This window comes from Polaromonas sp. P5_D5 (assembly GCF_054049435.1).
The window spans coordinates 868,484-893,187 of record NZ_JBFUMJ010000002.1 but is presented as its reverse complement, the minus strand read 5'-3'; the positions used below and the strand labels follow the sequence as shown (position 1 = coordinate 893,187).

The window sequence follows — 24,704 nt, the reverse complement described above, 5'->3', positions numbered from 1 at the left end:
CTGTCAGCCTAGCTGAGCATGCAACTCCTGCACGGAATAAACCGGCAGGTTGTCCAGGTACTTCATGCCCTCCACGGCCGCTTCGGCGCCGGCAATGGTGGTGTAGGTCGTCACACGGGCCAGCAGCGCAGATGTGCGGATCTGGCGCGAATCGGTAATCGCGTTGCGCCGCTCTTCCACCGTGTTGATGACCAGGGCGATTTCGTTGTTCTTGATCATGTCCACCACGTGCGGCCGGCCTTCGGTGACCTTGTTGACCACGGTGCAGGCGATACCCGCGGCCTGGATGGCGGCCGCAGTGCCTTTGGTGGCCACGATTTCAAACTTCAGGGCCGCCAGCTTGCGCGCGACTTCCACGGCACGCGGTTTGTCATTGTTCTTGACGGTGAGGAACACCTTGCCGGAGGTTGGTAGTTTGGTGCCCGCGCCGAGCTGGGACTTCACGAAGGCTTCGCCGAAAGTTTTGCCCACGCCCATGACTTCGCCCGTGGATTTCATCTCGGGGCCGAGAATCGTGTCCACACCGGGGAACTTGACGAAGGGGAACACCGCTTCCTTGACACTGAAGTAAGGCGGCGTGACTTCGTCCTTGATGCCTTGCGAAGCCAGCGACTGGCCCACCATGCAACGTGCTGCCACTTTGGCCAGCTGTATTCCGGTGGCCTTGCTGACAAAGGGTACCGTGCGCGAGGCACGCGGGTTGACTTCCAGCACGTAGATGACGTCTTTGCCGTCAATGTTCTGGATCGCGAACTGCACGTTCATGAGACCCACCACCGTCAGTGCCTCGGCCATCGCGGCGGTCTGGCGCTTGATTTCGGTGACGGTTTCGGCGCTCAGGGAATATGGCGGCAAAGAGCACGCGGAGTCACCGCTGTGCACGCCGGCCTGCTCGATGTGCTCCATCACGCCCCCGATGAAGGTGCGGCCTTCGGGGTCTCGCAGGCAGTCGACGTCGCATTCGATGGCGTCGTTCAGGAAGCGATCAAGCAGCACAGGTGAATCGTGGCTGACCTTGACGGCCTCGCGCATGTAACGCTCGAGGTCGCGCTGTTCGTGAACGATTTCCATGGCGCGGCCACCCAGCACATAGCTGGGGCGCACGACCAGGGGGTAGCCCAGCGCAGCGGCTTTTTCAAGCGCTTCAGGTTCAGTGCGCGCGGTGGCGTTTGGTGGCTGGCGCAGCTTCAGTTCGTGCAGCAGCTTCTGAAAACGCTCGCGGTCTTCTGCCGCGTCGATCATGTCAGGCGAGGTGCCGATGATGGGAACGCCGTTGGCTTCGAGGTCCAGCGCCAGCTTCAAAGGCGTCTGGCCGCCGTACTGGACGATCACGCCCAGCGGTTTTTCCTTGTCGACGATTTCGAGCACATCCTCAAGCGTCAGCGGCTCGAAGTAGAGGCGGTCCGAGGTGTCGTAATCGGTAGAGACGGTTTCAGGGTTGCAGTTGACCATGATGGTCTCGTAGCCGTCTTCACGCATGGCCAACGCCGCGTGTACGCAGCAGTAGTCAAACTCGATGCCCTGCCCGATGCGGTTGGGCCCGCCGCCCAGCACCATGATTTTCTTCTTGTCGGTCGGCGCAGCTTCGCACTCGCTGCCTTCGGCCTCGTAGGTCGAATACATGTAGGCAGTATTGGTTGCAAACTCGGCGGCGCAGGTGTCCACACGTTTGTAGACCGGGCGCACGCCCAGCGCACGGCGCTTTTCGCGGATGGCCGTGTCGGTGGTCTTGAGTTGCTTGGCCAGGCGACGGTCGGAAAAGCCTTTCTGCTTCAGCGCGCGCAGCGTGACGGCGTCGATCTTGTCGAGCGAGGTGGTTTCCAGCTCGAGCTCGATCTTGACAATTTGCTCGATCTGCACCAGGAACCAGGGGTCGATCTTGGTCAGCGCAAAGACTTCATCGACGCTCATACCCTGGGCGAAAGCATCGCCCACGTACCAGATGCGGTCAGGACCTGGCGCGCCGAGTTCTTTCTCGAGCACTTCGCGGTCTTGCGTCTTCTCGTTCATGCCGTCGACGCCGACTTCCAGGCCGCGCAACGCTTTCTGGAAGGACTCCTGGAAGGTACGGCCCATGGCCATGACCTCACCCACGGATTTCATCTGCGTGGTCAGGCGCGAATCGGCAGCCGGGAATTTCTCGAACGCGAACCGTGGAATCTTGGTGACAACGTAGTCAATGCTGGGCTCAAAGCTCGCAGGGGTAGCGCCGCCGGTGATCTCGTTGCGCAGCTCGTCGAGCGTGTAACCCACCGCCAGCTTGGCGGCAACCTTGGCGATCGGGAAGCCCGTGGCCTTGGAAGCCAGCGCCGAAGAACGCGAGACGCGCGGATTCATCTCGATCACGACCATGCGGCCATCGACCGGGTTGATCGAGAACTGCACGTTGGAGCCGCCGGTGTCCACGCCGATTTCGCGCAGCACAGCCAGCGAGGCGTTGCGCAGGATCTGGTATTCCTTGTCGGTCAGCGTCTGCGCCGGCGCGACAGTGATGGAGTCGCCGGTGTGCACGCCCATCGGGTCCAGATTTTCGATCGAACAAACGATGATGCAGTTGTCGGCGGTGTCGCGCACGACTTCCATCTCGTACTCTTTCCAGCCGAGCAGAGACTCTTCAATCAGCAGCTCATTGGTGGGCGAGGCTTCGAGGCCGCGTTTGCAGATCACTTCGAATTCTTCGGAGTTGTAAGCAATGCCGCCGCCGGTGCCGCCCAGCGTGAAGCTGGGGCGGATCACTGTCGGGAAGCCGACGGTCTTCTGTACGGCCCAGGCTTCGTCCATGCTGTGCGCGATGCCGGAGCGGGCTGAGCCCAAACCGATCTTGGTCATCGCGTCCTTGAATTTCAGGCGGTCTTCGGCCTTGTCGATGGCTTCAGGTTTGGCGCCAATCAGCTCGACCTTGTACTTGTCGAGCACGCCGTTGTGCCAGAGGTCGAGCGCGCAGTTGAGCGCAGTCTGACCACCCATGGTCGGCAGGATGGCGTCGGGACGTTCCTTGGCGATGATTTTTTCGACCGTCTGCCAGGTGATGGGCTCGATATAGGTGACGTCGGCGGTGGCCGGGTCGGTCATGATCGTGGCGGGGTTGCTGTTGATCAGGATGACCTTGTAGCCCTCTTCGCGCAGCGCCTTGCAGGCCTGCACGCCGGAGTAGTCGAACTCGCAAGCCTGGCCGATGATGATGGGGCCGGCGCCGATGATGAGGACGGATTTGATGTCTGTACGTTTTGGCATTATTTGTTCCCTCCATGCTGTTCCATGAGGGCTGTGAAACGATCAAACAGATATGAAATATCGTGCGGGCCGGGCGAAGCTTCCGGGTGGCCCTGGAAGCAAAACGCCGGCTTGTCGGTGCGGGCCAGGCCTTGCAATGTGCCGTCAAACAGGCTGATGTGCGTGGGCCGCAGGTTGGCGGGCAGGCTTTTTTCGTCAACCGCAAAACCGTGGTTCTGGCTGGTGATGCTGACGCGGCCGTTGTCCAGGTCTTTCACCGGGTGGTTGGCACCGTGGTGGCCAAACTTCATCTTGAAGGTCTTGGCACCACTGGCCAGCGCCATGATCTGGTGTCCCAGGCAAATGCCGAAAGTCGGAATGCCGGTTTCGATCAGTTCACGCACCGCCTTAATCGCGTAATCACATGGCTCAGGGTCGCCCGGGCCGTTGGCCAGGAAGATGCCATCGGGTTTGAGCTTGAGCACATCGGCTGCAGGCGTTTGCGCCGGCACCACTGTGATGCGCGCGCCGCGCTCGGCCATCATGCGCAGGATGTTTTTCTTCACGCCGAAGTCGAAAGCCACGACGTGGAATTTGGGCGTGATCTGCACGCCGTAACCCGCGCCGAGTTTCCACTCGGTCTGCGTCCATTCGTAGGTTTGCTTGACCGAGACGACCTTGGCCAGGTCCAGGCCGGCCATGCTGGGCGCGCCGCGGGCAGCAGCGACGGCTTTTTCGATCGCTGGCTGGCTCACCGCTTCGCCGGCGGGCAAAGCCAGGATGCACCCGTTTTGCGCGCCCTTGGTACGCAGGTGGCGTGTGAGCTGGCGGGTGTCTATGCCGGCGATGGCGACGGTGTTTTCCTTGACCAGGTATTCGGACAAGGTCATGGTCATGCGGAAATTCGAGGCCAGCAGCGGCAGGTCCTTGATGATCAGGCCGGCCGCGTGGACTTTTTCAGCTTCGACGTCTTCGGCATTGATGCCGTAGTTGCCGATGTGTGGGTACGTGAGGGTGACGATCTGCTGGCAGTAGCTCGGATCCGTGAGGATTTCCTGGTAGCCGGTCATGGCGGTGTTGAACACCACCTCGCCGACTGTGGAGCCTGCGGCTCCAATGGAATTGCCGATAAAGACCGTGCCGTCTGCGAGCGCCAGTATGGCGTGTGGGGATTTTTCGCGTGATCCCTGTAGAGACAAAAGCACTGGGTTCTCCGGGTTGGTTACGGTTCGCCCAAGCGTGCACAAGAAACGTCTCTGGGAGACTCTTGCTGGCTGCCTTAGTTGGCTGCTTTTGTGAGGGTGTTTGCTTTGTCTGCGCTCGGGCGAAGCTGTGTTTTGAAAAGCCCTTGATTATAGCCTAGGGATGTGGCCTCCACGCTCCCCCGCTTCGTGTGAGTCGCTGCCCCCGAGGGGGCCGCCCGCCTGCGGCCCGGCAATGCCGAAAATGGCACACCCCTATCGGGCTCACTACGTGTAGCCCATTTCCCCTTGCAGGGGACTGCGCCTGCGGCCGGGCAGAGCCGGTTCCGCGGCTCATGCTGGCTTGAAKATTCAGGGCGAATGCAGGGGAGTATTTCACCAGTGGGGGCCGCGGGTCCGGCTTTGCCGGCCCCAGGCGCCGCCCCCTGCAAGGGGAAATGGGCTACACGCAGTGAGCCTGGACGGGGGTGGGTCTATATCTTCAGCGAACTTGCGTACAGGCAAATTGCGGCCGCGGCTGCCACATTAAGAGACTCCTCGCCCCCCGGTTGGTCGATGCGGACCTTGAGCGCCGCCCGGCTCATGAGGTCGTCGCTAACGCCCTGCCCTTCGTGGCCCATGGCCCACGCACACGGCATAGGCAACTTCTGCTGATGCAAAAAGCTGCCCTGGTGCGAGCTGGTGACAACGATGGGCACGGTCAATGCTGCCAGAGCCTCGGGCTCCAGGCCTTCCACCAGCTGCAGTGCAAAGTGGGCGCCCATACCGGCGCGCAGCACCTTGGGCGACCAGAGGGCCGCCGTGCCCTTGAGGGCGAGAACCTGGCCAAACCCAAAGGCCGCCGCGCTGCGCAGGATGGAGCCCACGTTGCCGGCATCCTGTACCCGGTCCAGAATGACCGAGGATGCATGGGGTTGCGGGCTGGCGGGCGCCGGCAAATCCATCACAAAACCCATGCGCGCGGGTGACTCCAGGCCGCTGATTTCCGGCAGCATTGCATCGGGAATCACTATGTTTTTGATAGCTGCTTGCGCCCATTCAGACTGGCTTGCAGACCAAAATGATTCAGAAAAAACTGCGATGGCAGGTTTCAGGCCGCGCGCCAGTGCAGCACGGCACAGATGATCCCCCTCCAGCCAGACGCGGCCCTGCTTGCGGTACGCGGTGCTGTCTTGCGACAGTTTGCGCAGCTCTTTGATCAGGGGGTTGTCGCGCGAAGTGATGTACGTGGCGGAGCCGGAGGACCCGGAGAAGCTGGAACTCACCGCAAGACCTCAGCCACCGGCGCAAAGGACCTGCGATGCTGGGGACAGGCGCCGTGCTCGCGCAACGCAGCCAGATGTTCGGCCGTGCCGTAGCCTTTATGGTCGGCAAATCCGTACTGGGGATACTCAAGATGGAACTCCGCGCACCAACGGTCGCGGTAGACCTTGGCCAGGATCGACGCAGCGGAAATCGAAGGCACCAGCGCGTCACCACCCACGATGGCCTCGGACAGGATCACCAGTGTCGGCAGCCGGTTGCCATCGACCAGCACCTTGTTGGGCTTGAGGCGCAGGCCCTCTACCGCGCGCCGCATGGCCAGCATGGTGGCCTGCAGGATGTTGATGCTGTCGATTTCCTCGGCGGTTGCCAGCGCAATCGAGCAGCACAACGCTTTGGCGCGAATTTCGTCATAGAGTTTTTCGCGGCGCAAGGCCGTGAGCTTCTTGGAGTCGGCCAGCCCCTGAATGGGATTGAGCTCATCAAGAATGACGGCGGCCGCGACCACCGGGCCCATCAACGGTCCCCGGCCAGCTTCGTCCACGCCAGCCACAAGGCCAGGCGTATCCCATGACAAGGGTGTCTGCTCAGCTTTCAAGAATTTGCTGGATCGCATCTGTCGCCAGTTTTGAAGTGTCCCGCTGCAGTTCCGCATGCAGCGCAGTAAATCGTTGTTCTACGGCCGCTATTTTGTCAGGTGCCGAAGACTTTGCGTCAACCCATTTCAGCACGCCCACTGCCAGCGCCTCAGGCGTAGCGGCGTCCTGCAGCAGCTCCGGAACGACAAACTCCCGGCAGAGGATATTGGGCAGGCCCACCCAGGGCTGCAATTTTTTGCGCCGCATGATTTGCCATGACAGCCAGTTCATGTTGTAGGCGATCACCATGGGCCGCTTGAAAAGCGCCGCCTCCAGCGTGGCGGTACCGCTGGCGATCAGCGTTACATCGCATGCCGCCAGTGCACTGTGGGACTGGCCCTCGATGATCTGCAGATGGGGTTTCATTCCTGCCAGGTCGGCATGGCGTTCAATCATGTGCTTCAACGCGGGAATGGCCGGAACTATAAATTTGATAGCTGGTTGCGCACGTTGAATAAGGGCTGCAGCCTTAAAGAATCGTTGAGCGAGGTACTCTATTTCGGATTTCCGGCTGCCGGGAAGAACGGCCACCACGGTGTCTTCATCCTGCAAACCCAGTTTGCGCCGGGCCGCTGCGCGGTCAGGCTGCAGGGGTATGACATTGGCCAGCGGGTGCCCCACATAGGTCGCGGCAATGCCATGAGCAGCCAGCAGCGCAGGCTCAAAAGGAAAGATGCACAGCACGTGGTCCACACTGCGCCGTATCTTTTCAACACGGTCGGCACGCCAGGCCCAGATGGAGGGGCTGACAAAATGCACGGTCTTGATGCCTTGGACCTTGAGCGCCGCCTCCAGGTCAAGATTGAAGTCGGGTGCATCAATGCCAAGGAAAAGGTCTGGGCGCTGATCCAGCAGGCGTTGCTTCAGTTGTTCGCGTATGCCGACAATCTCGCGGTAATGCCGCAATACCTCGACATACCCGCGTACCGCGAGCTTTTCACTGGGCCACCAGGCGTTAAAACCGCGACTCGCCATCTGTGAGCCGCCGATACCGTTTGACGTCAGTGCCGGCCAGCGGGCCTTGAAACCATCGAGCAGCAGGCCGGCGAGCAAATCTCCAGAGGTTTCGCCCGCGACCATCGCCACGCAGGGGGAACGGGCTCTCAGGGAATCCGCAACGGGGAGGCCTGCCTCTCTACGGGCTGGCAGAGGGCTTGGCTCCATCAACGACATAGGTCTTACCGGACAATGCCGCGCTGCGGCGAGGTTTGCTCCAGAAATGAAAGCATCATCTGCACGTCAGGCGCAGCATCCGGGTACTTTTCCGTCAGAGCGGCAATGCGCTCGCGCGATACGTCCAGGGTCAGGTCGTCACGGTACAGCGCTTTGTGCATGGCCTTGACAGCGGAAATTCGCTCCGGTGAAAAGCCCCGTCGCCGCAGCCCTTCAAAATTCATGGAGCGCGCCTCGGCCGGTTGTCCCTGCGCCATGACAAAAGGCGGTAAATCGGCAAACAGCAGCGAGCACATGGCGGTGAAGCTGTGGGCACCGATTTTCACGAACTGGTGCGCGACGGTGAAGCCGCCCAGAATCACCCAGTCGCCGACATGCACATGGCCACCCAGTTGGGTGTTGTTGGCAAAAATGGTGTTGTTTCCCACCACGCAGTCGTGCGCCAGATGCACATAGGCCATGAGCCAGTTGTCATCCCCCACACGGGTCACGCCAGTGTCGCCCGGCGAGCCGATGTTGAAGGTGCAGAACTCGCGAATGGTGTTGCGGTCGCCGATCACCAGTTCACAAGGTTCACCCGCGTATTTTTTATCCTGCGGAATTGCACCCAGTGAATTGAACTGGAAAATCCGGTTGTCACGGCCTATGGTGGTGTGTCCTTCGATTACGCAGTGGGCGCCCACGGTGGTGCCGGCACCAATCTTCACGTGCGGACCAATGACCGTATAAGGACCGACGCTCACCGATTCATGGAGCTGGGCTTGCGGACTAATAAGTGCGGTGGAATGTATAGCCGTCATGACAAAATCAACTGTTCAGCGAATAGGTCGGCCAAAAGCCGCATGGGCAAGTCCCCCTTCACACCGGGGCCGCGGGACTGGCTCCGCCAGACCGCAGGCGCAGCAGCCCCCTCGGGGGGCAGCGAATTACGCGAAGCGAAAAGCGTGGGGGCCATTCACGCGATCGTGCGCATGGTGCACATCAATTCGGCTTCGCAGGCAATGGTGTCACCTACCCTGGTGACCCCTTTGAATTTAAAAATGCCGGCCTTCATGCGGTCCAGTGTGACGTCCATGATCAGCTGGTCGCCAGGTTCAACGGGGCGCTTGAAGCGTGCGCCATCGATACCGGCGAAGTAATAGACCGTCTTGTCGTCGGGCGTGACGCCCAGCGTCTCGAAAGCCAGCAGCGCGGCCGCCTGCGCCATAGCTTCCAGTATCAATACCCCCGGCATCACCGGGTGATGGGGAAAGTGCCCCATGAAAAAGGGCTCGTTGATCGTGACGTTTTTGAGCGCCTTGATGCGTTTGCCTTTTTCAATTTCCAGCACACGGTCCACCAGCAGGATGGGATAACGATGCGGCAGCTGTTTGAGAATTTGGTGGATATCCATCATGATTTTTCTTGAGTGTGTCCTGAGTGCAGGATGGCTTTTTCGACCTCCCTGAGACGCTCACGAAGCGTATGAAGCTGCTTGAGCGTAGCGGCATTTTTTTCCCAGACAGCATTGTCGTCGATGGGAAAGAGCCCGGTGTAATGCCCGGGCTTCAAAATGGATCGGGTTACCACCGATGCAGCCGAGACATGCACACCATCGGCGAGCGTCAGGTGGCCCAGCACAATGGCGCCGCCCCCCACCGTGCAATGCGCACCAATCGTGGCGCTGCCCGCGACGCCGGCACAGCCGGCCATGGCGGTATGTTTGCCAATCCGGACGTTGTGGCCGATCTGAACCAGATTGTCGAGCTTCACACCATCTTCCAGCACCGTGTCCTGCAGCGCACCGCGGTCAATACAGGTGTTGGCACCGATCTCGACATCATTGCCGATCTGCACACCGCCGAGTTGCTCGATCTTCACCCACTGCCCCTGGTGCGACGCAAAGCCAAAACCGTCGGCGCCGATCACCGCGCCGGAATGTACGATGCAGCGCTCCCCGACGCGGCAGCCGTCGGCGACAGTCACGCGCGCCGACAATCGGGTGTTCGCGCCGATTTGCGCATGCGGCCCGACGACGCAATGCTCCGCAATCCGCGCATTTTCACCAATCGCCGCGCCTTGGCCGATGCAGGCAAATGCACCAATCGAAACGCCGGACGCCACAGTGGCAGAAGGATCGACATAGGCACTGGGGTGAATGTGCGGAACCACCTGCGGGGAATGCCGCCTCTTCCAGAGTTGGGTGACCAACGCAAAAGCGTGGTAAGGATCGTCTGTGACGATGCAGGCGCCCCGCTTGACTGCGGCCTCGCGCGCGGCGGGCGCCACAATGACGCAGACAGCCTCGGACTGCGCGAGCTTGGACAGGTATTTGGGGTGGCTGAGAAAACTCAGGTCCGCGGGACCGGCAGCCTCCAAAGTGGAGAGCCGCTCTATCTGCAGGCCGGGGTCGCCGACCAGTTCGAGCTGTACTGCACCGGCCAGGGATTCAACGATATCGGCAAGACGGAGTGTCACACTGCGCCTGCCATTTTCACGATGGTGATCGTGGTGAACACCCCGCAATCAACGGGAAGCGTTCAACGCCTTGATCACCTTGTCGGTGATGTCATGCTTGGGATTGACATAGACCGATTCCTGGAGAATCAGGTCGTACTTTTCCGTCTCAGCCAGCGTCTTCACAACTTTGTTGGCGCGTTCGATGACTTGCTGGAGCTCTTCATTTTTGCGGGTGTTCAGGTCTTCCTGAAACTCACGGCGCTTGCGCTGGAAGTCCCGATCCTGGTCAACAAGCTGCTTTTGCCGTGAAACGCGCTGACTCTCGGCAAGCGTTGGGGCTTCACGCTCAAACTTGTCGGAGAGTGTTTTCAGCTGGGTCGCCAGATCGTTCAGCTCTTTTTCACGCTTGCTGAATTCCTGCTCGAGTTTGGTTTGGGCGGCTTTCGCGGAATTGGCTTCCCGGAAAATCCGGTCAAGGTTGACAATCCCGACCTTGAACTCCTGCGCACTTGCGGAGAAACCCGCCAGTGCAATGGCAACGCCCAGGAAAATTTTGATTGAAAAATGCTTCATTAGAAAGATGTACCAATTTGGAATTGCAACCGCTCTATTCTATCGCCTGGCATTTTGCGCAGCGGCGTCGCAATAGCGATGCGCAAGGGCCCCACTGGGGAAATCCAGCTGATACCAATACCTGTGGAGGCCCGCAGGTCATTCACACGGAAACGTTCATTCTCACCAAAAACGTTGCCTGCGTCCACAAACCCATAAAGGCGCAAGGTACGGTCATTGCCCGCACCAGGAAACGGCGCAATGAGTTCGGCATTGAGCGTGAGCTTCTTCGGACCACCGATAGCGAGATCAGACGCATCGCGCGGGCCCAGTGAGCCCTGCTCAAATCCGCGCACGGAACCCAGGCCGCCTGAATAGTAGTTCTTGAAGAGCGGATAGGGCTGGCCACTCAGGCCTTTACCCCAGCCAAACTCGCCGTTAAGCGCAATCGTGAACTGCTTGTTGAGTGGAATGTATTTTTGAGCCTGGTAATTGGCTCGCACAAATTTAATATCGCCGGCGACACCCCAATCACCATACACGCGCTGGTACAGGCCCGAGGTAGGTACCAGCGCGCTGTCGCGGCTGTCGCGCGACCAGCCCACGGTCAACGGAATCGAGTTGCTTTTATAGCCAAACTGGTTCGCATAGTTCAGATAACTGACCGGCAAATTGGTACCCGGCACAATCGTCAATTGCTCGTAGCCAGTACCAAAATAAACCGTGTCGTTCTCGGTAAACGGAACACCGAAACGAATGCTTGCACCACGCGTTTTCAGGCTGTAGTCACCACCTTGGCCCGAGGTCGGCTTCGACGTACGGTCATAGACATCAATGGTGCGCGAAATACCGTCGGCCGTGAAATATGGGTCAATGGTGCTGAGCACAATCTGGCGGTTTGACTTGCTGGTGTTGACTTCAACGCCCAGGTAGTTGCCGGAGCCAAAAACGTTTTCCTGCTTGATACCGAATACCAGTGAGAGGCTGTCCGCGCTGGAATACCCCGCACCAAGCTGCAAATTACCGGTTGGTTTTTCAACCACGTTCACCGTAATGTCGACCTGGTCGTTTGTACCGGTCACTTCCTGCGTTTCTACATTCACATCGGTAAAGAAACCCAGACGGTCGACACGGTCGCGGGAAAGCCGGATTTTGTCGCCGTCGTACCAGGACGACTCAAACTGGCGGAACTCGCGACGCACAACTTCATCGCGCGTGCGATTGTTTCCGGCCACGTTGATGCGCCGCACATAAGCACGGCGGGATGGTTCTGCCTGAAGCACAAATGCCACGCGGTTATTGACACGGTCAATTTCCGGCACCGCTTCGACGCGGGCAAAAGCGTAGCCAAAAGTACCGAAATAGTCGCTGAACGCCTTGGTCGTTTCAGCGACCTCGTCCGCGTTGTAGGCCTCACCAGGCGTGATTTTCACTAAAGTCTTGAATTCTTCTTCCTTGTTCAGGTAGTTGCCTTCAAGCTTGACGCCCGAAACCACAAAACGCTCGCCCTCGGTCACGTTGACGGTGATGGCAATGCTTTGTTTGTCCGGGGAAATCGCAACCTGGGTAGAGTCGATCTTGAACTCGAGGTAGCCCCGCGAAAGGTAGTAGGAGCGCAGCGTTTCAATGTCGGCGTTGAGCTTGGTGCGCGAGTAGCGATCCGACTTGGTGTACCAGCTGAGCCAGCCCCCTGTATCAAGGTCAAAGAGGCTCAGGAGGGTTGACTCGCTGAACGCCTTGTTGCCTGTAATGTGGATTTCCTTGATCTTCGCGACATCGCCTTCGGTCACACTGAAAGTCAGGTTGACCCGATTGCGTTCGATCGGCGTGACTGTGGTGACAATTTCAACGCCGTACAGGCTCTTGTTGATGTACTGGCGCTTGAGCTCCTGCTCCGCCTTGTCGGCGAGCGCCTTGTCGAACGGCTGGCCATCCGCAACACCGGCCTCGCGGAGTGCCTTCTTGAGCGCGTCCTTGTCGAACTCCTTGGCACCCACAAAGTCCACGTCAGCAACGGTGGGACGCTCTTCAACGATCACCACCAATACGTCGCCACTGACTTCAAGCCGCACGTCCTTGAACAGACCCAGCCCAAACAGCGCACGAATGGCGGTGGAACCCTTGTCGTCGTTATAGGTTTCGCCGACCCGAAAGGGCAAGGAGGCAAAAATGGTTCCGGGCTCAACGCGCTGCAAGCCTTCAACCCGGATATCACGCACCGTGAAAGGGTCAACGGCCCAAGCCGAACTGGCTGCAAAAAGACCGGCGGCGATAGCGCAAACTGCACGAACTTTGAAGCGATTTATTTGTTTTTGCATGAAATGTAAGGAATTAGCCCAAAAGCCGGGTGACATCGTTAAACAGGGCAACGCACATCATGCCCAGCAGGATAGCAACGCCACCGCGCTGCAACCGGTCCATCCAGGCGTCGGACACGCCCCGGCCGGTGATCCCCTCCCAAAGATAATACATCAGGTGCCCCCCATCCAGAACCGGCAGCGGCAGTAAATTCAGGACGCCAAGGCTCACGCTGATAAGGGCCAGAAACAGCAGATAACTGCTCCACCCAAGGCTGGCTGACTTCCCCGCATAGTCCGCAATCGTGAGCGGGCCACTCAGGTTTTTAAGCGACGCCTCGCCGATGACCATTTTCCCAATCATCTTGAGTGTGAGCAGCGAAACCTGCCAGGTGCGGACGGCGCCTTGCCACAAACCATCGACAGGGCCGTAGCGCACCGTGACAAACTCGGGAGGAGACCCCACGTAGGCTTCAATCCGAGGGACCATCACTCCGTTCACCGCCTTGAGCTCAGGCGTCACTTGCAGCACTACGGATGCGCCGGCACGGCTGATTTGCCATGCCTGCGGGACGACGGAAGCCCCGGCGCCGGGCGAGCGGGCAGAGGTACGTATCACCTCGCGCAGCTGTTGCCCATCCACAATGGCCGTCTCGCCGATGCGAAGCACGAGATCGTCGGCACGCAGTCCGGATTTTTCGGCGGCGCCCCCGGGCATCACATTACCAATTACGGGACGGGTCCAGGGGCCGAGAATGCCAATTTTCCTGAACAGGTCGGCATCTGCTTCGGGTGCACCCAGCGTACTGAGCGGCAACCGCACAGTCTGCCCTGACGCTGCGCCATCGCTGCCAAGCACCAAGGTGAGGTCGCGACCATCCAGTGCACCTTGCGTGAGCCTCCAGCGCAAGTCTTCAAAAGAATGAACGACCTCCAGGTCGTCACCTTCAAAAGCCGCCTGCTGAACCGTTTCTCCGCCATCCAGGCCAGCCTTTTCGGCAAGCGATCCTGCCACCGGGCTGGCCAAAATGGCTTTGGGCTCCTGCAAGCCACTCCAGTTGACCACGGCATACAGCACTATGGCCAGCAGCAAATTGGCGGCCGGGCCTGCGGCCACCACGGCAACCCGCGATTTCAGCGGCTGGGTATTAAAAGCCAGATGGCGCTCGGATGGATCCACCGGGGCCTCACGCTCATCCAGCATCTTGACGTAGCCGCCCAGAGGCAGCATGCCGATGGAAAACTCTGTCGACTTGTTTTTGAGCTTCCAGGTGTAAATCGGTTTGCCGAATCCGATGGAAAATTTCAGAACCTTTATGCCACACGCCACTGCGACGCGGTAATGGCCGTATTCGTGCACGGCAATCAGGATACCGAGAGTCACAACGAAAGAAACCAGTGTCAGCATCTCAGGACTCCAGACCTTGGGTGATTTGAGTGGCAACGCGGCGGGCCTGCTCATCCAGCGCCAGCAAGCCCGCTATATCGTCCACCTGAGAGACTGCCGCGGCCTCCAAAGTTGCATGGTTTACATGATGAATGTGGTCGAAGCGGATGCGCCGGTCCAAAAAGGCCGCAACAGCAATCTCATTGGCTGCGTTCAGTACCACGCAAGTGCCCGGCGGCGCACGCAAACTCTCCCAGGCCAAAGGCAGGCAGGGAAAGCGCTGAAAGTCCGGGACCTCGAATGTCATGGCGGCCATACGGGCAAAATCCAGGCGCGCCGTGCCGCTTTCGATCCGTTCCGGCCAGGACAAGCCATAGGCAATCGGCACCCGCATATCCGGCGTACCCAGCTGGGCCATCACCGATGCGTCATGGAACTGCACCATCGAATGGATGATTTGCTGCGGATGGATCACCACCTCGATCTGCTCCGGCACGACACCAAACAGGTACTTGGCTTCAATCACCTCCAAAGCCTTGTTCATCATCGTGGCCGAATCCACAGAAATCTTGCGGCCCATCGAAAAATTCGGGTGCGTGCAGGCCTGCTCGGGCGTTACGTCGCGCAGAGTTGCCGGATCACGGGCGCGAAAAGGACCGCCCGACGAGGTCAGCATGATTTTTTCGATGCGCCGGGGCCACACCGCCGGGTCTTCGGGCAATGACTGGAAAATGGCCGAATGCTCACTGTCAATCGGTAGCAACCGGGCACCCCCTTCACGAACCGCCCGCATAAACACTTCGCCGCCGACGACAAGGGCCTCCTTGTTGGCGAGCAGCAGGCGCTTGCCCGCCTTTGCGGCCGCCACGCATGGGCCTAACCCGGCAGCGCCCACAATAGCGGCCATGACGGTATCCACCAACTCGTGTGACGCTATCATTTCGAGAGCGTCTTGCGCCCATAGAACCTGCACCGGAAGCTGATTTACCTTGATCTTCTCCGCCAGCAAACGGGCATGCGGCTCACTGGCCATCACCGCGTATTGGGGTTTGAACTGGGCGCACTGCGCCAGCATCAAGTCCGTTTGGGTTGCCGCGCTGAGGGCAAACACCTCAAAGCGCTCAGGGTGGCGGGCGATGACATCAAGCGTGTTGACACCAATGGACCCCGTGGAGCCCAAAACGGTCACACGCTGCTTTTCAAAGGACATACGGGAGCAAAGCCTAAAGGGTAACCAGCATCATCGCCAGGGGCAGTGTGGGCAATAGCGCGTCGACCCGGTCGAGCACGCCGCCGTGGCCCGGCAACAGGCCGCTGGAGTCTTTCACCCCGGCACTGCGCTTGATAAGGGACTCGACCAGATCGCCCACCACACTCATGGCGGCCAGGAAAATAACCGCCAGCAGCATGACGACCATGCCGTGATGATCAGCCAGCCGGCTGTAAAGCGTGGCGTCAGCCCAGAAGCCACCGCCAATGCCCGCGCGGCCCAGCCACACCCAGGCCAGCGACAGCGCCACCACACCGGCCATGCCGCCCCACACGCCCTCCCAGCTTTTACCCGGGCTGATTGAAGGAGCCAGCTTGCCCTTGCTGAACCGGCCTCCCAGGGCGCGACCCGCAAAGTAGGCAAAGATATCGGCCACCCAGACCAGCAGCAGAACGGACAGCAAAAAGTCAATGCCTGCCACACGGGCCTGTGCCACAGCCAGCCAGGCGACCAACAACGCAGCCAGCCCCCCTGGAAGGCGAATTACTTTGGGTATGCGCGGCCAGCCCGCCACGCCATTGCGCAGCAACCAGCCACCGGCAAGCACCCAGGCAGCACCTGCAGCAGCCCAAAGAAGCGGCAGCGGCTTTACGAGCAGGCCAAAGTACCACGCGAGCGCGCACAGCCCGACACAAACGGCGGCGAGCCCCACAGAGGCTCCCTGCCCGAGTGCATTCAGCCGGCCCCACTCCCAGGCACCCGCAGCAATCAACAGCAGCGCGACGGCACAAAAGGGCTCTGGCGTCTTGTAGAAAAGGGCTGGCAGCAAAATAGCCAGAAGGACAATCGCTGTGATCACGCGCTGTTTAAGCATCAGGCAGCCTTTGTATTTTCATTGGTGCTGCGGCCGCTGACCTGGGCGGAGGTCTTGCCGAAGCGTCGTTCGCGAGTCCGAAAGACGGCTATCGCCTCGTCCAGCGCCGTCTCGTCAAATTCAGGCCACAACTTGTCGGAGAAATGCAGCTCTGAATAAGCTGCCTGCCACAGCAAAAAATTACTGATCCGCAATTCACCGCCTGTGCGAATCAGCAGATCCGGGTCCGGCACGTGCGCCAGTGCCATCTCCCTGTCCAGCGACAGCTCGGTAATGGCTTCACCGCGGCTGGCCAATCTGTTGGCAGCCTGGGCAATATCCCAGCGGCCGCCGTAGTTGAAGCACACATTAAAAACCAGCCGTTGGTTGGTGGAGGTGTCGAGCTCAGCTTGCGCCAGCCCTGCCTGGACTTTCTCGGAAAGCCGCAGGCGGTCTCCGACAAAACGCAGTTGCACGCCGTTGGCATTCAGGCTGGGGACTTCCTTGGAAAGAGAATAGGCAAGCAACTCCATCAGCCCGGACACCTCTTCAGCCGGCCGGTTCCAGTTCTCGGAAGAAAAAGCGAAAACCGTGAGGACGCCGATGCCGCGGTCCAGGCATGCGCGAACGCAGCGGCTGAGCGAATCAACGCCCTGCTTGTGGCCCGCAATGCGGGGTAAAAACCGTTTGGTCGCCCAGCGACCATTGCCATCCATAACGATGGCAACGTGGTGCGGGACTATGGGATGGGCGGTGGCCATGGTGAATCAGGCCAGACGACGAGGCGTCAAACCGCCATGATGTCTTGTTCCTTGCCGGCGACCAGTTTGTCGACTTCGGCAATGAAACGATCCGTGAACTTCTGGATATCGTCCTGCGAACGGCGTTCGTCGTCTTCAGAAGCGAGCTTGTCCTTGACGAGTTTCTTGACGCCATCATTGGCATCGCGGCGCAGGTTGCGAATAGCCACTTTGGCGTGCTCCCCTTCGGCGCGCACGACTTTGGTAAGTTCGCGACGGCGCTCTTCGGTCATGGCCGGCATGGGCACGCGGATCAGGTCACCCTGCGCGGCCGGATTGAGTCCCAGGTCTGAATCACGGATGGCCTTTTCGATCTTGGCGCCCATGCCTTTTTCCCAGGGCGAGACGCTGATGGTGCGGGCGTCGAGCAGCGACACATTGGCCACCTGGCTGATCGGCACCATGGAGCCGTAATAATCAACATGCACGGTATCGAGCAAACCGGGGTTGGCGCGGCCAGTGCGGATCTTGGTCAGGCCATTTTTGAACGAGTCAATGGACTGCTGCATCTTTTGCTCTGCCTGCTGCTTGACTTCAACAATGCTCATGGTCGAATCTCCGGATTTTTATAGCGAAAAAGAACAAGCTGGGACAGGAGGCTCAGACGTGAACCAGGGTTCCCTCGTCCTCGCCCTGCACGACGCGCTTGAGCGCACCATGCTTGAAAATACTGAACACCTTGATGGGCAGCTTCTGGTCACGGCACAGCGCAAAAGCGGTGGCATCCATGACCTCGAGGTTTTTGCCCATGGCTTCATCAAACGTGATGTTGGTGTAGCGCGTGGCTTTCGGGTCTTTCTTGGGGTCCGCAGTGTACACACCGTCGACCTTGGTGGCCTTCAGCACGATCTCGGCGCCGATCTCCGCGCCGCGCAATGCGGCTGCCGTATCGGTGGTGAAAAACGGGTTGCCGGTGCCGGCCGCGAAGATGACGACCTTGCCTTCTTCGAGGTACTGCAGGGCTTTGGGACGAACATAAGGCTCGACCACGCGCTCAATGCCGATGGCCGACATTACGCGAGCGATCAGCCCGGCCTTGTCCATCGTGTCGCCCAAGGCCAGCGCGTTCATCACGGTGGCCAGCATGCCCATGTAGTCGGCGGTGGCGCGGTCCATGCCGACGGAACCGCCGGCCACACCGCGAAAAATGTTGCCGCCGCCGATCACGACCGCCACTTCGACACCCATGCGGGTGACTTCGGCAATCTCTTCCACCATGCGCACGATGGTCGCGCGGTTGATGCCAAAGGCATCATCCCCCATCAAGGCCTCACCTGACAGTTTTAACAAGATTCGCTTGTAGGCTGGCATGTGAGAGCTTTCTTTGTTGGGTTGTCTGAAGTTTAGCGGCCTTCCGGCTGGACTGAAATGCTCAAGCAGCCTTGGCTGCGGCGACCTGGGCGGCGACTTCGGCAGCGAAATCGTCCACCTTTTTCTCAATGCCTTCACCCACGACATACAGCGTGAAAGACTTGATCGTTGTCGCTTTTTCCTTGAGCATTTGCTCGACGGTCTGCTTGTCGTTCTTGACGAAAGTCTGGTTGTACAGGCTGACTTCCTTCAGGTACTTCTGCACGCCACCTTCGATACGCTTTGCAACAATTTCAGCGGACTGGACGGCCTTGCCTTCAGCCTGTGCCTTGGCGGCATCTTCAGCGGCCTTGGCTGCAGCAACCGAGCGCTCCTTGGCGACCAGTTCGGCGGGAACTTCAGCGCTGGACAGGGACACGGGCTTCATCGCGGCCACATGCATGGCGACATCCTTGGCTGCGGCTTCGTCGCCTTCAAACTCCACGACTACGCCGATACGCGTGCCGTGCAGGTAAGAGGCCAGCTTGCTGCCCGAGAAACGCTTGAAGCGGCGCACGCTCATGTTTTCGCCGATCTTGCCGATCAGGCCCTTGCGCACGTCTTCGACCGTCGGGCCAAAGCCGTCAAGCGACAAAGGCATGGCGCCAACAGCTTCCACGTCGGCCGGGTTGTTCTTGACAATCCCTTCGACCACTGCCTTGGTGAAGGCCAGGAAGCTGTCGTTCTTGGTCACGAAGTCGGTTTCGCAATTGATTTCCACCAGCGCGCCCACATCGCCTTCGCGGTGCGCAGCCACAACGCCTTCGGCGGTGACGCGGGAAGCGGCCTTGCCGGCCTTGCTGCCGAGCTTGACGCGCAGGATTTCTTCGGCTTTTTCGAAGTTGCCTTCAGCTTCGGTCAGTGCTTTCTTGCACTCCATCATGGGGGCGTCGGTCTTGGCGCGCAGTTCAGCGACCATGCTTGCAGTAATTGCCATCTTTGATTCTCCGTTTGTCGTTTTTGACACGCTGGAAGCGATCAATTCGCACCCAGCTTTTCGTTAGGTTGTGAAAAAGGGGCTACGCGAGCCCCTTTTTCGCGTCTGGCGCAGAGCCGAAAACTATCAGGCGGCTGCGTTTTCCACTTCCACGAACTCATCCGAGCTCTCAGCCGAAACCGCCTTGACGACGTCGTTCACGGCATTGGCGCGGCCTTCGATGATCGCGTCGGCGATACCGCGGGCGTACAGGGCGACAGCCTTGGAGGAGTCGTCATTGCCGGGGATCACGTAGTCGATGCCGATAGGCGAGTGGTTGGAGTCAACCACGCCGATCAGGGGAATGCCGAGTTTCTTGGCTTCCAGGATCGCGATTTTGTGGAAGCCCACGTCGATCACGAAAATGGCGTCCGGCAGGGCGTTCATGTCCTGAATGCCGCCGATGTCTTTTTCAAGCTTTTCGATTTCGCGCTTGAAGGTGAGCTGTTCTTTTTTGCTGATGGAATCAAGGCCGGCTTCCTGCTGGGCCTTCATTTCCTTCAGGCGCTTGATGGAAGTCTTGACCGTCTTGAAGTTGGTCAGCATGCCGCCCAGCCAGCGCTGGTCAACATAGGGAACACCGGCGCGCTTGGCTTCGGTGGCGACGATGTCGCGAGCCTGGCGCTTGGTGCCTACCATCAGGATGGTGCCGCGGTTGGCAGACAGCTGCTTCGCGAACTTCATCGCTTCCTGGTACATCGGAAGCGACTTTTCCAGGTTGATGATGTGAATACGGTTGCGATGGCCGAAGATGTAAGGGGCCATCTTGGGGTCCCAGAAGCGGGTTTGGTGTCCGAAATGAACGCCTGCTTCCAGCATTTCGCGCATAGTGGTCGACATAGGAATACTCCAAAAGGTTGTGTCTAAAATCAGCGCTTATCGTCCCGTTGGCCTCTTTCGAGATTTCCGGGGCAACACCTTGAGTGGCTGATTTGCGATTTGCCTTGCAAACAACAAAATCGTCATTTGCAAAGCCTGTCGAGTATAACACCCTCCTGACCCATGAGCCAGATACCCCCCTCAGGCGACCTCGATGCCACTCGCCAGGCCATGACCGCCGGTCAGACCTCCCCCCAGCGGGTTTTCGAACAGGCCCTGGCCACGGCCCAAAGTGACGCCTGCCGCCACGTTTTCATGCCGGGGAGCCCAAACCTCGCCGGAACGGCGGAAAACCCCGTTTCGAACGCTGCAGGCCTTCCGCTTGCCGGTATCCCGGTATCGGTCAAGGACCTGTTCGACGTGGCAGGCCACACCACCGCAGCCGGATCCACCGTACTGGCAGGCGCCGCGCCTGCCGCAGAAGATTGCCCTGCCGTGGCACGTCTGCGCGCTGCCGGCGCCACGTTCATGGGGCGTACCAACATGGTCGAGTTCGCCTTCTCCGGCGTCGGCATCAACCCGCACTACGGCACACCCGTCAACCCGGCCGACCCGAAGGTGGCGCGTATTCCCGGGGGCTCGTCCTCCGGTGCGGCAGTCTCGGTGGCCACGGGTGCGGCACTGGTCGGGCTCGGCTCCGACACCGGCGGATCGATCCGTATCCCGGCGGCGCTTTGCGGCATCGTCGGCTTCAAAAGCACCGCGCGCCTGGTGCCCACGCAAGGCGCCCTACCCTTGTCCACCAGCCTGGACACCGTGTGCGCCCTGACCCGTTCAGTGCGCGACGCAGTCACCGTGCATGAAGTCCTGGCGGCACGCAAGGTCCAACTGGCCGGCAAACCGCTCGCCTCCTGTCGCCTGGCCGTTGCCCGCACCGTGATGCAGGACCACCTGGACAACACCGTCGCCGAGGCGTTTGGGCGCAGCCTGCGAATCCTTCGCCAGGCGGGCGCGCATATTGAAGAAATCGACCTGGAAGAGATCGGCGAGCTGGCCGCCATCAATGCCACCGGCGGCCTCTCGGCGGCGGAAAGTTATGCCTGGCACCGCACGCTGATCGCCAGACACCAGGCCGAATACGACCCGCGCGTGGCCTTGCGCATTCTGCGCGGCACCGGCATGAGTGCGGCCGACTACATCGACCTGCTGGCCGCCCGCAAGGCCTGGGTGGCCCACATGGAAACATGCCTGCAAGGCTTTGACGCCGTGCTCTCGCCCACCGTCCCCATCGTCGCGCCGCCGATCGCCGGTGTGCTGGATGACGATGCCGAATTTTTCCGGGTCAACGGCCTGCTGCTGCGCAACACCTCCGTGGTGAACATGCTCGACGGTTGCGCCATTTCCCTGCCCTGCCACACGCCCGGCCAGTTGCCCGTGGGCCTGATGCTCTGGCATGCGGCGCTGCATGACGACGCGGTGCTGGACCTGGCCCTGCAGGTGGAAGCCACCCTGGCGAATCCGCTATAAAAACGATAGCTGCTTGCGCTAATCCTCATTGGCCTCAAAGCCTTTTTCTTATAAAAATGTACAAAAAAATTACCTCAACCCCGCGCCCCGTGCCTGCCCCACCTGACCGCGGGAGCATCGCATGAGGGTTGCCGTCATTGGCGCCGGCATCATCGGCATCACCACCGCTTACGAGCTGGCCCTGGACGGCCACGAGGTCACCGTCTTCGAACGGCGCGGCGCGGCGGCCGAGGAAACCAGCTTTGCCAACGCCGGCCTGGTAGCGCCCGGCTACGTCACGCCCTGGGCTGCCCCCGGCATGCCGGGCAAGGTCATCAGCCATCTTTTCAGCCGCCACGCGCCGGTCAAGCTCGGCCTGCCACTGTCGGCCCGCGACCTGGCCTGGATGTGGAAATGGTTTCGCGCCTGCAAGCTCGAAACCTATCTGGCCAACCGCGCGCGCATGCAGCGCCTGGCTTTTTACAGCCGCGAAAGGCTGCACCACCTGACGGCCGAACTGGAGCTCGAGTACGACGGCAGCCCCGGCTACATGGTGCTGCTGCGCTCTGAAAAAGACGCGAAGCTGGTGCAGCCGGGCCTGGCCGTGCTGCGCGATGCCGGCGTGGTATTCAAGGAAATCGGCCCCGACGAGGTGCGCAAGATCGAGCCGGCACTGAGCCCCGACACCGACTTCCTGGGCGCCGTGCACCTGCCGAACGACGAGGTGGCCAATTGCCGCCAGTTTGCCCTGCTGCTGAAGAACGAAGCCCAGCGCATCGGCGTTAATTTTGAATTCAATACGGCTGTAGCCCAATTGGAACGGGCGCAACCAGCTAGCATTTTGATATCGGGCGAAGCCAGCCCCCGCGGCTTCGACCATGTGGTCATGTGCGCCGGCCTGGCGTCTGCGGAACTCCTGAGGCCGCTGGGCCTGAAGATTCCCATGGCAGCGGTTTATGGTTACTCCATCAGCGCGCCGATCCGCGAACCGCTGAACGCACCACGCAGCGCACTGATGGACGAGCGCTACAAGGTCGCAATTTCCCGCCTGGGCAACCGCGTGCGCGTGGCGGGCAGCGCCGAAATCGGCGGCACGCTTGAAAGCAAACGGGCATCGTCCATCCAGACGCTGTACAAGGTGCTGCACGACTGGTTCCCGGGTGCGGCCCAGCTCTCCAACACCGGCGCCAGCGTGCAGGAATGGAAAGGCGCCCGGCCCATGCTCCCCGACGGTCCGCCCATCATCGGCGACAGCGGCATTCCCGGCCTCTGGCTCAACCTGGGGCATGGCTCCAGCGGCTGGGCCCTCAGCTGCGGCAGCGCGCGGGCGCTGGTCGACCTGATGGCCGGCAAAAGCGCGGACATCGACATGGAAGGCCTGGGCATCGCCCGCCTGGGCTGAAACCACCCCGCGGCTACGCCCAAAGCCCGGCCTGCCGGGCTTTTTACTTTGCGGGGCCGCACAATCGGGCCATGCGAAAAATTTCCAGCGCCCGCAGCGAGCCACTTCACAGTGTGGCGGCCTCGCGTGAACTTGAACGGCATGCCGCCGCCGGGCTGCCGCCCCACACGCTGATGCAGCGAGCCGGCCTCTCGGTGGCGCGCCTGGCGCTGGCCCTGGCGCCGCATGCGCAGCGCATCTGGATCGCCTGCGGGCCAGGCAATAACGGCGGCGACGGTTTTGAGGCCGCCATGCATCTGCACCAATGGGGCAAAACAGTGGTCGTAACCTGGACCGGCCTGCCCGCCGGAAAAACCAGCCTGCCGCGCGACGCCCATGCCTCGCGCGAGCGCGCCATCGCCGCGGGCGTGCCCATGGCGGCGCAACCGCCCGATGATTTTGATTTCTGCATCGACGCCCTGTTGGGCATAGGCGGCGCGCTGGACCCTGAGCGCCCAGGCACGGCCTTAATCCTGGAGTGGCTGGCGCGAATGCAAGCCGGCAGTGCGCCGCGGCTGGCGGTGGACGTGCCGACCGGCCTGGACGCGGACACCGGGTCTGCTACACATTTGATAGCTGCTTGCGCCCATTCACCGGACGCTACGGCCATTTTTACCTTAAGCCTTTTAACCTTGAAGCCGGGGCTGTTCACCGCCGGCGGCCGGGATTGGGCGGGCCAGGTCTGGTTTAACGATCTTGGCGTCCATGAGACGCAGGCTGCAACACCAGGCCAGACCGACGCCTGGTTGCTGGGCGCCGACCGGGCCGGCCAGCCGCCCCGGTCAGCCAACGCGCATGCCAGCCACAAAGGCAGCTTTGGTGACGTGGCCGTGCTCGGGGGAGAGTCCGCCGCCCACAGCCATATGGCGGGCGCCGCGCTGCTGGCGGCGCGGGCCGCCCTGCATGCCGGCACCGGCCGGGTATTTGTGGCGCTGCTCGGCAAGCCAACCATCGCAGTCGACCCGCAACAACCGGAGCTGATGTTCCGCGCGCCCGAGGCGCTGGACCTCGCACAGCAGGTGGTGGTGTGCGGCTGCGGCGGCGGCGAGGCCGTCAGGGCCGTGCTGGCCAGGGTGCTGTCGACAGCCAGGCGGCTGGTGCTGGATGCCGATGCGCTCAATGCCATTGCAGGGGACACGCAGTTCCAGGCGCAGCTCATTGCACGTCACGGCCGCGGCTACCGCACGGTGCTGACACCGCACCCGCTGGAAGCCGCCCGGCTGGCCGGAACCACAGCGGCCGCGGTTCAATCCGACCGGCTGGCTTCGGCCCGGCAGCTTGCCGAACGGTTTCAGTGTGTGGTGGTGCTCAAGGGCTCAGGAACGGTGATCGCGGCGCCGGGCCGCAGCAGCGCCATCAACAGCACCGGCAACGCCCTGCTGGCCACGGCCGGCACCGGCGACGTGCTGGCGGGCATGGTGGGCGCACGGCTGGCGGCCGGGCTGGAGGCTTTCGACGCCGCCTGCAGCGCCGTGTTTGCACATGGCCGCCTGGCCGATGACTGGGCCGCCCAGGCCCCGGGTATGACCCTGACGGCGTCGGAACTGGCCCGTGCACAAGGCCATCACAAGTGACCTGCGCGGCA

At 60.8% G+C, this 24,704-nt stretch carries 21 protein-coding genes; 3 read left to right on the top strand and 18 right to left on the bottom strand.

Annotated features, from left to right (window positions below; genetic code table 11):
* Positions 1–3 precede the first annotated feature (3 nt).
* The 18 genes from carB to rpsB form a co-directional block, all read right to left on the bottom strand.
* On the bottom strand, positions 4–3,234 hold the full coding sequence (gene carB, locus ACXJKE_RS10795; protein WP_457280572.1) for a carbamoyl-phosphate synthase large subunit: 3,231 nt from the start codon (positions 3,232–3,234) through the stop codon (positions 4–6).
* Positions 3,234–4,418 (bottom strand): glutamine-hydrolyzing carbamoyl-phosphate synthase small subunit, encoded by a 1,185-nt coding sequence (carA, locus tag ACXJKE_RS10790; protein WP_457280571.1) that lies wholly within the window; start codon positions 4,416–4,418, stop codon positions 3,234–3,236. Before carA ends, carB begins: the two co-directional genes overlap by 1 nt.
* 470 nt (positions 4,419–4,888) lie before the next feature.
* A complete protein-coding gene (locus ACXJKE_RS10785) occupies positions 4,889–5,680 on the bottom strand; it encodes a TrmH family RNA methyltransferase (RefSeq protein WP_457280570.1) in 792 nt (263 codons plus the stop codon).
* Positions 5,677–6,294: a ribonuclease HII gene (gene rnhB, locus ACXJKE_RS10780; RefSeq protein ID WP_457280569.1), complete on the bottom strand. Its 618-nt coding sequence runs from the start codon at positions 6,292–6,294 to the stop codon at positions 5,677–5,679. Before rnhB ends, ACXJKE_RS10785 begins: the two co-directional genes overlap by 4 nt.
* Complete coding sequence (gene lpxB, locus ACXJKE_RS10775) at positions 6,266–7,402, bottom strand: lipid-A-disaccharide synthase (RefSeq protein WP_457280568.1); 1,137 nt, start codon at positions 7,400–7,402, stop codon at positions 6,266–6,268. The genes rnhB and lpxB overlap by 29 nt, the downstream gene beginning before the upstream one ends.
* Positions 7,403–7,494: 92 nt before the next feature.
* Positions 7,495–8,289 (bottom strand): acyl-ACP--UDP-N-acetylglucosamine O-acyltransferase, encoded by a 795-nt coding sequence (gene lpxA / locus ACXJKE_RS10770; protein ID WP_457280567.1) that lies wholly within the window; start codon positions 8,287–8,289, stop codon positions 7,495–7,497.
* 155 nt (positions 8,290–8,444) lie between these two features.
* A complete protein-coding gene (gene fabZ / locus ACXJKE_RS10765) occupies positions 8,445–8,885 on the bottom strand; it encodes a 3-hydroxyacyl-ACP dehydratase FabZ (protein WP_457280566.1) in 441 nt (146 codons plus the stop codon).
* Positions 8,882–9,946 carry a UDP-3-O-(3-hydroxymyristoyl)glucosamine N-acyltransferase gene (gene lpxD, locus ACXJKE_RS10760; protein ID WP_457280565.1) on the bottom strand — a complete coding sequence of 355 codons (1,065 nt, stop codon included), beginning with the start codon at positions 9,944–9,946 and terminating at the stop codon, positions 8,882–8,884. Before lpxD ends, fabZ begins: the two co-directional genes overlap by 4 nt.
* A 48-nt stretch (positions 9,947–9,994) precedes the next feature.
* Entirely contained in the window at positions 9,995–10,501 is a 507-nt protein-coding gene (locus ACXJKE_RS10755; RefSeq protein WP_457280564.1) for an OmpH family outer membrane protein, read from the bottom strand.
* On the bottom strand, positions 10,501–12,798 hold the full coding sequence (bamA, locus tag ACXJKE_RS10750) for an outer membrane protein assembly factor BamA (RefSeq protein ID WP_457280563.1): 2,298 nt from the start codon (positions 12,796–12,798) through the stop codon (positions 10,501–10,503). Before bamA ends, ACXJKE_RS10755 begins: the two co-directional genes overlap by 1 nt.
* 13 nt (positions 12,799–12,811) lie before the next feature.
* Positions 12,812–14,185 carry an RIP metalloprotease RseP gene (rseP, locus tag ACXJKE_RS10745; RefSeq protein ID WP_457280562.1) on the bottom strand — a complete coding sequence of 458 codons (1,374 nt, stop codon included), beginning with the start codon at positions 14,183–14,185 and terminating at the stop codon, positions 12,812–12,814.
* A gap of 1 nt (position 14,186) precedes the next feature.
* The gene (gene ispC / locus ACXJKE_RS10740) at positions 14,187–15,374 is read right to left on the bottom strand and encodes a 1-deoxy-D-xylulose-5-phosphate reductoisomerase (protein WP_457280561.1); all 1,188 of its coding nucleotides are present in this window, start codon (positions 15,372–15,374) and stop codon (positions 14,187–14,189) included.
* Positions 15,375–15,387: 13 nt separating this feature from the next.
* On the bottom strand, positions 15,388–16,248 hold the full coding sequence (locus ACXJKE_RS10735) for a phosphatidate cytidylyltransferase (RefSeq protein WP_457280560.1): 861 nt from the start codon (positions 16,246–16,248) through the stop codon (positions 15,388–15,390).
* Positions 16,248–16,988, bottom strand: a complete 741-nt coding sequence (gene uppS / locus ACXJKE_RS10730; RefSeq protein ID WP_457280559.1) for a polyprenyl diphosphate synthase — start codon at positions 16,986–16,988, stop codon at positions 16,248–16,250. Before uppS ends, ACXJKE_RS10735 begins: the two co-directional genes overlap by 1 nt.
* A 26-nt stretch (positions 16,989–17,014) precedes the next feature.
* On the bottom strand, positions 17,015–17,575 hold the full coding sequence (gene frr, locus ACXJKE_RS10725) for a ribosome recycling factor (protein WP_457280558.1): 561 nt from the start codon (positions 17,573–17,575) through the stop codon (positions 17,015–17,017).
* Between the two features lie 52 nt (positions 17,576–17,627).
* Positions 17,628–18,338 carry a UMP kinase gene (pyrH, locus tag ACXJKE_RS10720; protein ID WP_036838012.1) on the bottom strand — a complete coding sequence of 237 codons (711 nt, stop codon included), beginning with the start codon at positions 18,336–18,338 and terminating at the stop codon, positions 17,628–17,630.
* Positions 18,339–18,399: 61 nt separating this feature from the next.
* On the bottom strand, positions 18,400–19,314 hold the full coding sequence (tsf, locus tag ACXJKE_RS10715; RefSeq protein ID WP_457280557.1) for a translation elongation factor Ts: 915 nt from the start codon (positions 19,312–19,314) through the stop codon (positions 18,400–18,402).
* A gap of 126 nt (positions 19,315–19,440) precedes the next feature.
* On the bottom strand, positions 19,441–20,193 hold the full coding sequence (gene rpsB / locus ACXJKE_RS10710; RefSeq protein WP_457280556.1) for a 30S ribosomal protein S2: 753 nt from the start codon (positions 20,191–20,193) through the stop codon (positions 19,441–19,443).
* A gap of 162 nt (positions 20,194–20,355) precedes the next feature.
* On the opposite strand from rpsB, the gene ACXJKE_RS10705 reads away from it, so the two are divergent.
* The 3 genes from ACXJKE_RS10705 (at position 20,356) to ACXJKE_RS10695 (ending at position 24,693) form a co-directional block, all read left to right on the top strand.
* Complete coding sequence (locus ACXJKE_RS10705; protein ID WP_457280555.1) at positions 20,356–21,699, top strand: amidase; 1,344 nt, start codon at positions 20,356–20,358, stop codon at positions 21,697–21,699.
* 121 nt (positions 21,700–21,820) lie between these two features.
* A complete protein-coding gene (locus tag ACXJKE_RS10700; protein ID WP_457280554.1) occupies positions 21,821–23,080 on the top strand; it encodes a D-amino acid dehydrogenase in 1,260 nt (419 codons plus the stop codon).
* 71 nt (positions 23,081–23,151) lie between these two features.
* A complete protein-coding gene (locus ACXJKE_RS10695; RefSeq protein WP_457280553.1) occupies positions 23,152–24,693 on the top strand; it encodes an NAD(P)H-hydrate dehydratase in 1,542 nt (513 codons plus the stop codon).
* Positions 24,694–24,704: the final 11 nt, after the last annotated feature.

Excerpts from the sequence above, each read along its gene's own strand:
- rseP (WP_457280562.1), bottom strand. The coding sequence starts at position 14,185 with ATGCTGACACTGGTTTCTTTCGTTGTGACTCTCGGTATCCTGATTGCC.
- tsf (WP_457280557.1), bottom strand. The coding sequence starts at position 19,314 with ATGGCAATTACTGCAAGCATGGTCGCTGAACTGCGCGCCAAGACCGAC.
- uppS (WP_457280559.1), bottom strand. The coding sequence starts at position 16,988 with ATGGCCACCGCCCATCCCATAGTCCCGCACCACGTTGCCATCGTTATG.
- rpsB (WP_457280556.1), bottom strand. The coding sequence starts at position 20,193 with ATGTCGACCACTATGCGCGAAATGCTGGAAGCAGGCGTTCATTTCGGA.
- ispC (WP_457280561.1), bottom strand. The coding sequence starts at position 15,374 with ATGTCCTTTGAAAAGCAGCGTGTGACCGTTTTGGGCTCCACGGGGTCC.
- carB (WP_457280572.1), bottom strand. The coding sequence starts at position 3,234 with ATGCCAAAACGTACAGACATCAAATCCGTCCTCATCATCGGCGCCGGC.
- ACXJKE_RS10755 (WP_457280564.1), bottom strand. The coding sequence starts at position 10,501 with ATGAAGCATTTTTCAATCAAAATTTTCCTGGGCGTTGCCATTGCACTG.
- ACXJKE_RS10735 (WP_457280560.1), bottom strand. The coding sequence starts at position 16,248 with ATGCTTAAACAGCGCGTGATCACAGCGATTGTCCTTCTGGCTATTTTG.
- bamA (WP_457280563.1), bottom strand. The coding sequence starts at position 12,798 with ATGCAAAAACAAATAAATCGCTTCAAAGTTCGTGCAGTTTGCGCTATC.
- frr (WP_457280558.1), bottom strand. The coding sequence starts at position 17,575 with ATGAGCATTGTTGAAGTCAAGCAGCAGGCAGAGCAAAAGATGCAGCAG.
- ACXJKE_RS10695 (WP_457280553.1), top strand. The coding sequence starts at position 23,152 with ATGCGAAAAATTTCCAGCGCCCGCAGCGAGCCACTTCACAGTGTGGCG.
- ACXJKE_RS10705 (WP_457280555.1), top strand. The coding sequence starts at position 20,356 with ATGAGCCAGATACCCCCCTCAGGCGACCTCGATGCCACTCGCCAGGCC.
- fabZ (WP_457280566.1), bottom strand. The coding sequence starts at position 8,885 with ATGATGGATATCCACCAAATTCTCAAACAGCTGCCGCATCGTTATCCC.
- lpxA (WP_457280567.1), bottom strand. The coding sequence starts at position 8,289 with ATGACGGCTATACATTCCACCGCACTTATTAGTCCGCAAGCCCAGCTC.
- ACXJKE_RS10700 (WP_457280554.1), top strand. The coding sequence starts at position 21,821 with ATGAGGGTTGCCGTCATTGGCGCCGGCATCATCGGCATCACCACCGCT.
- rnhB (WP_457280569.1), bottom strand. The coding sequence starts at position 6,294 with ATGCGATCCAGCAAATTCTTGAAAGCTGAGCAGACACCCTTGTCATGG.
- pyrH (WP_036838012.1), bottom strand. The coding sequence starts at position 18,338 with ATGCCAGCCTACAAGCGAATCTTGTTAAAACTGTCAGGTGAGGCCTTG.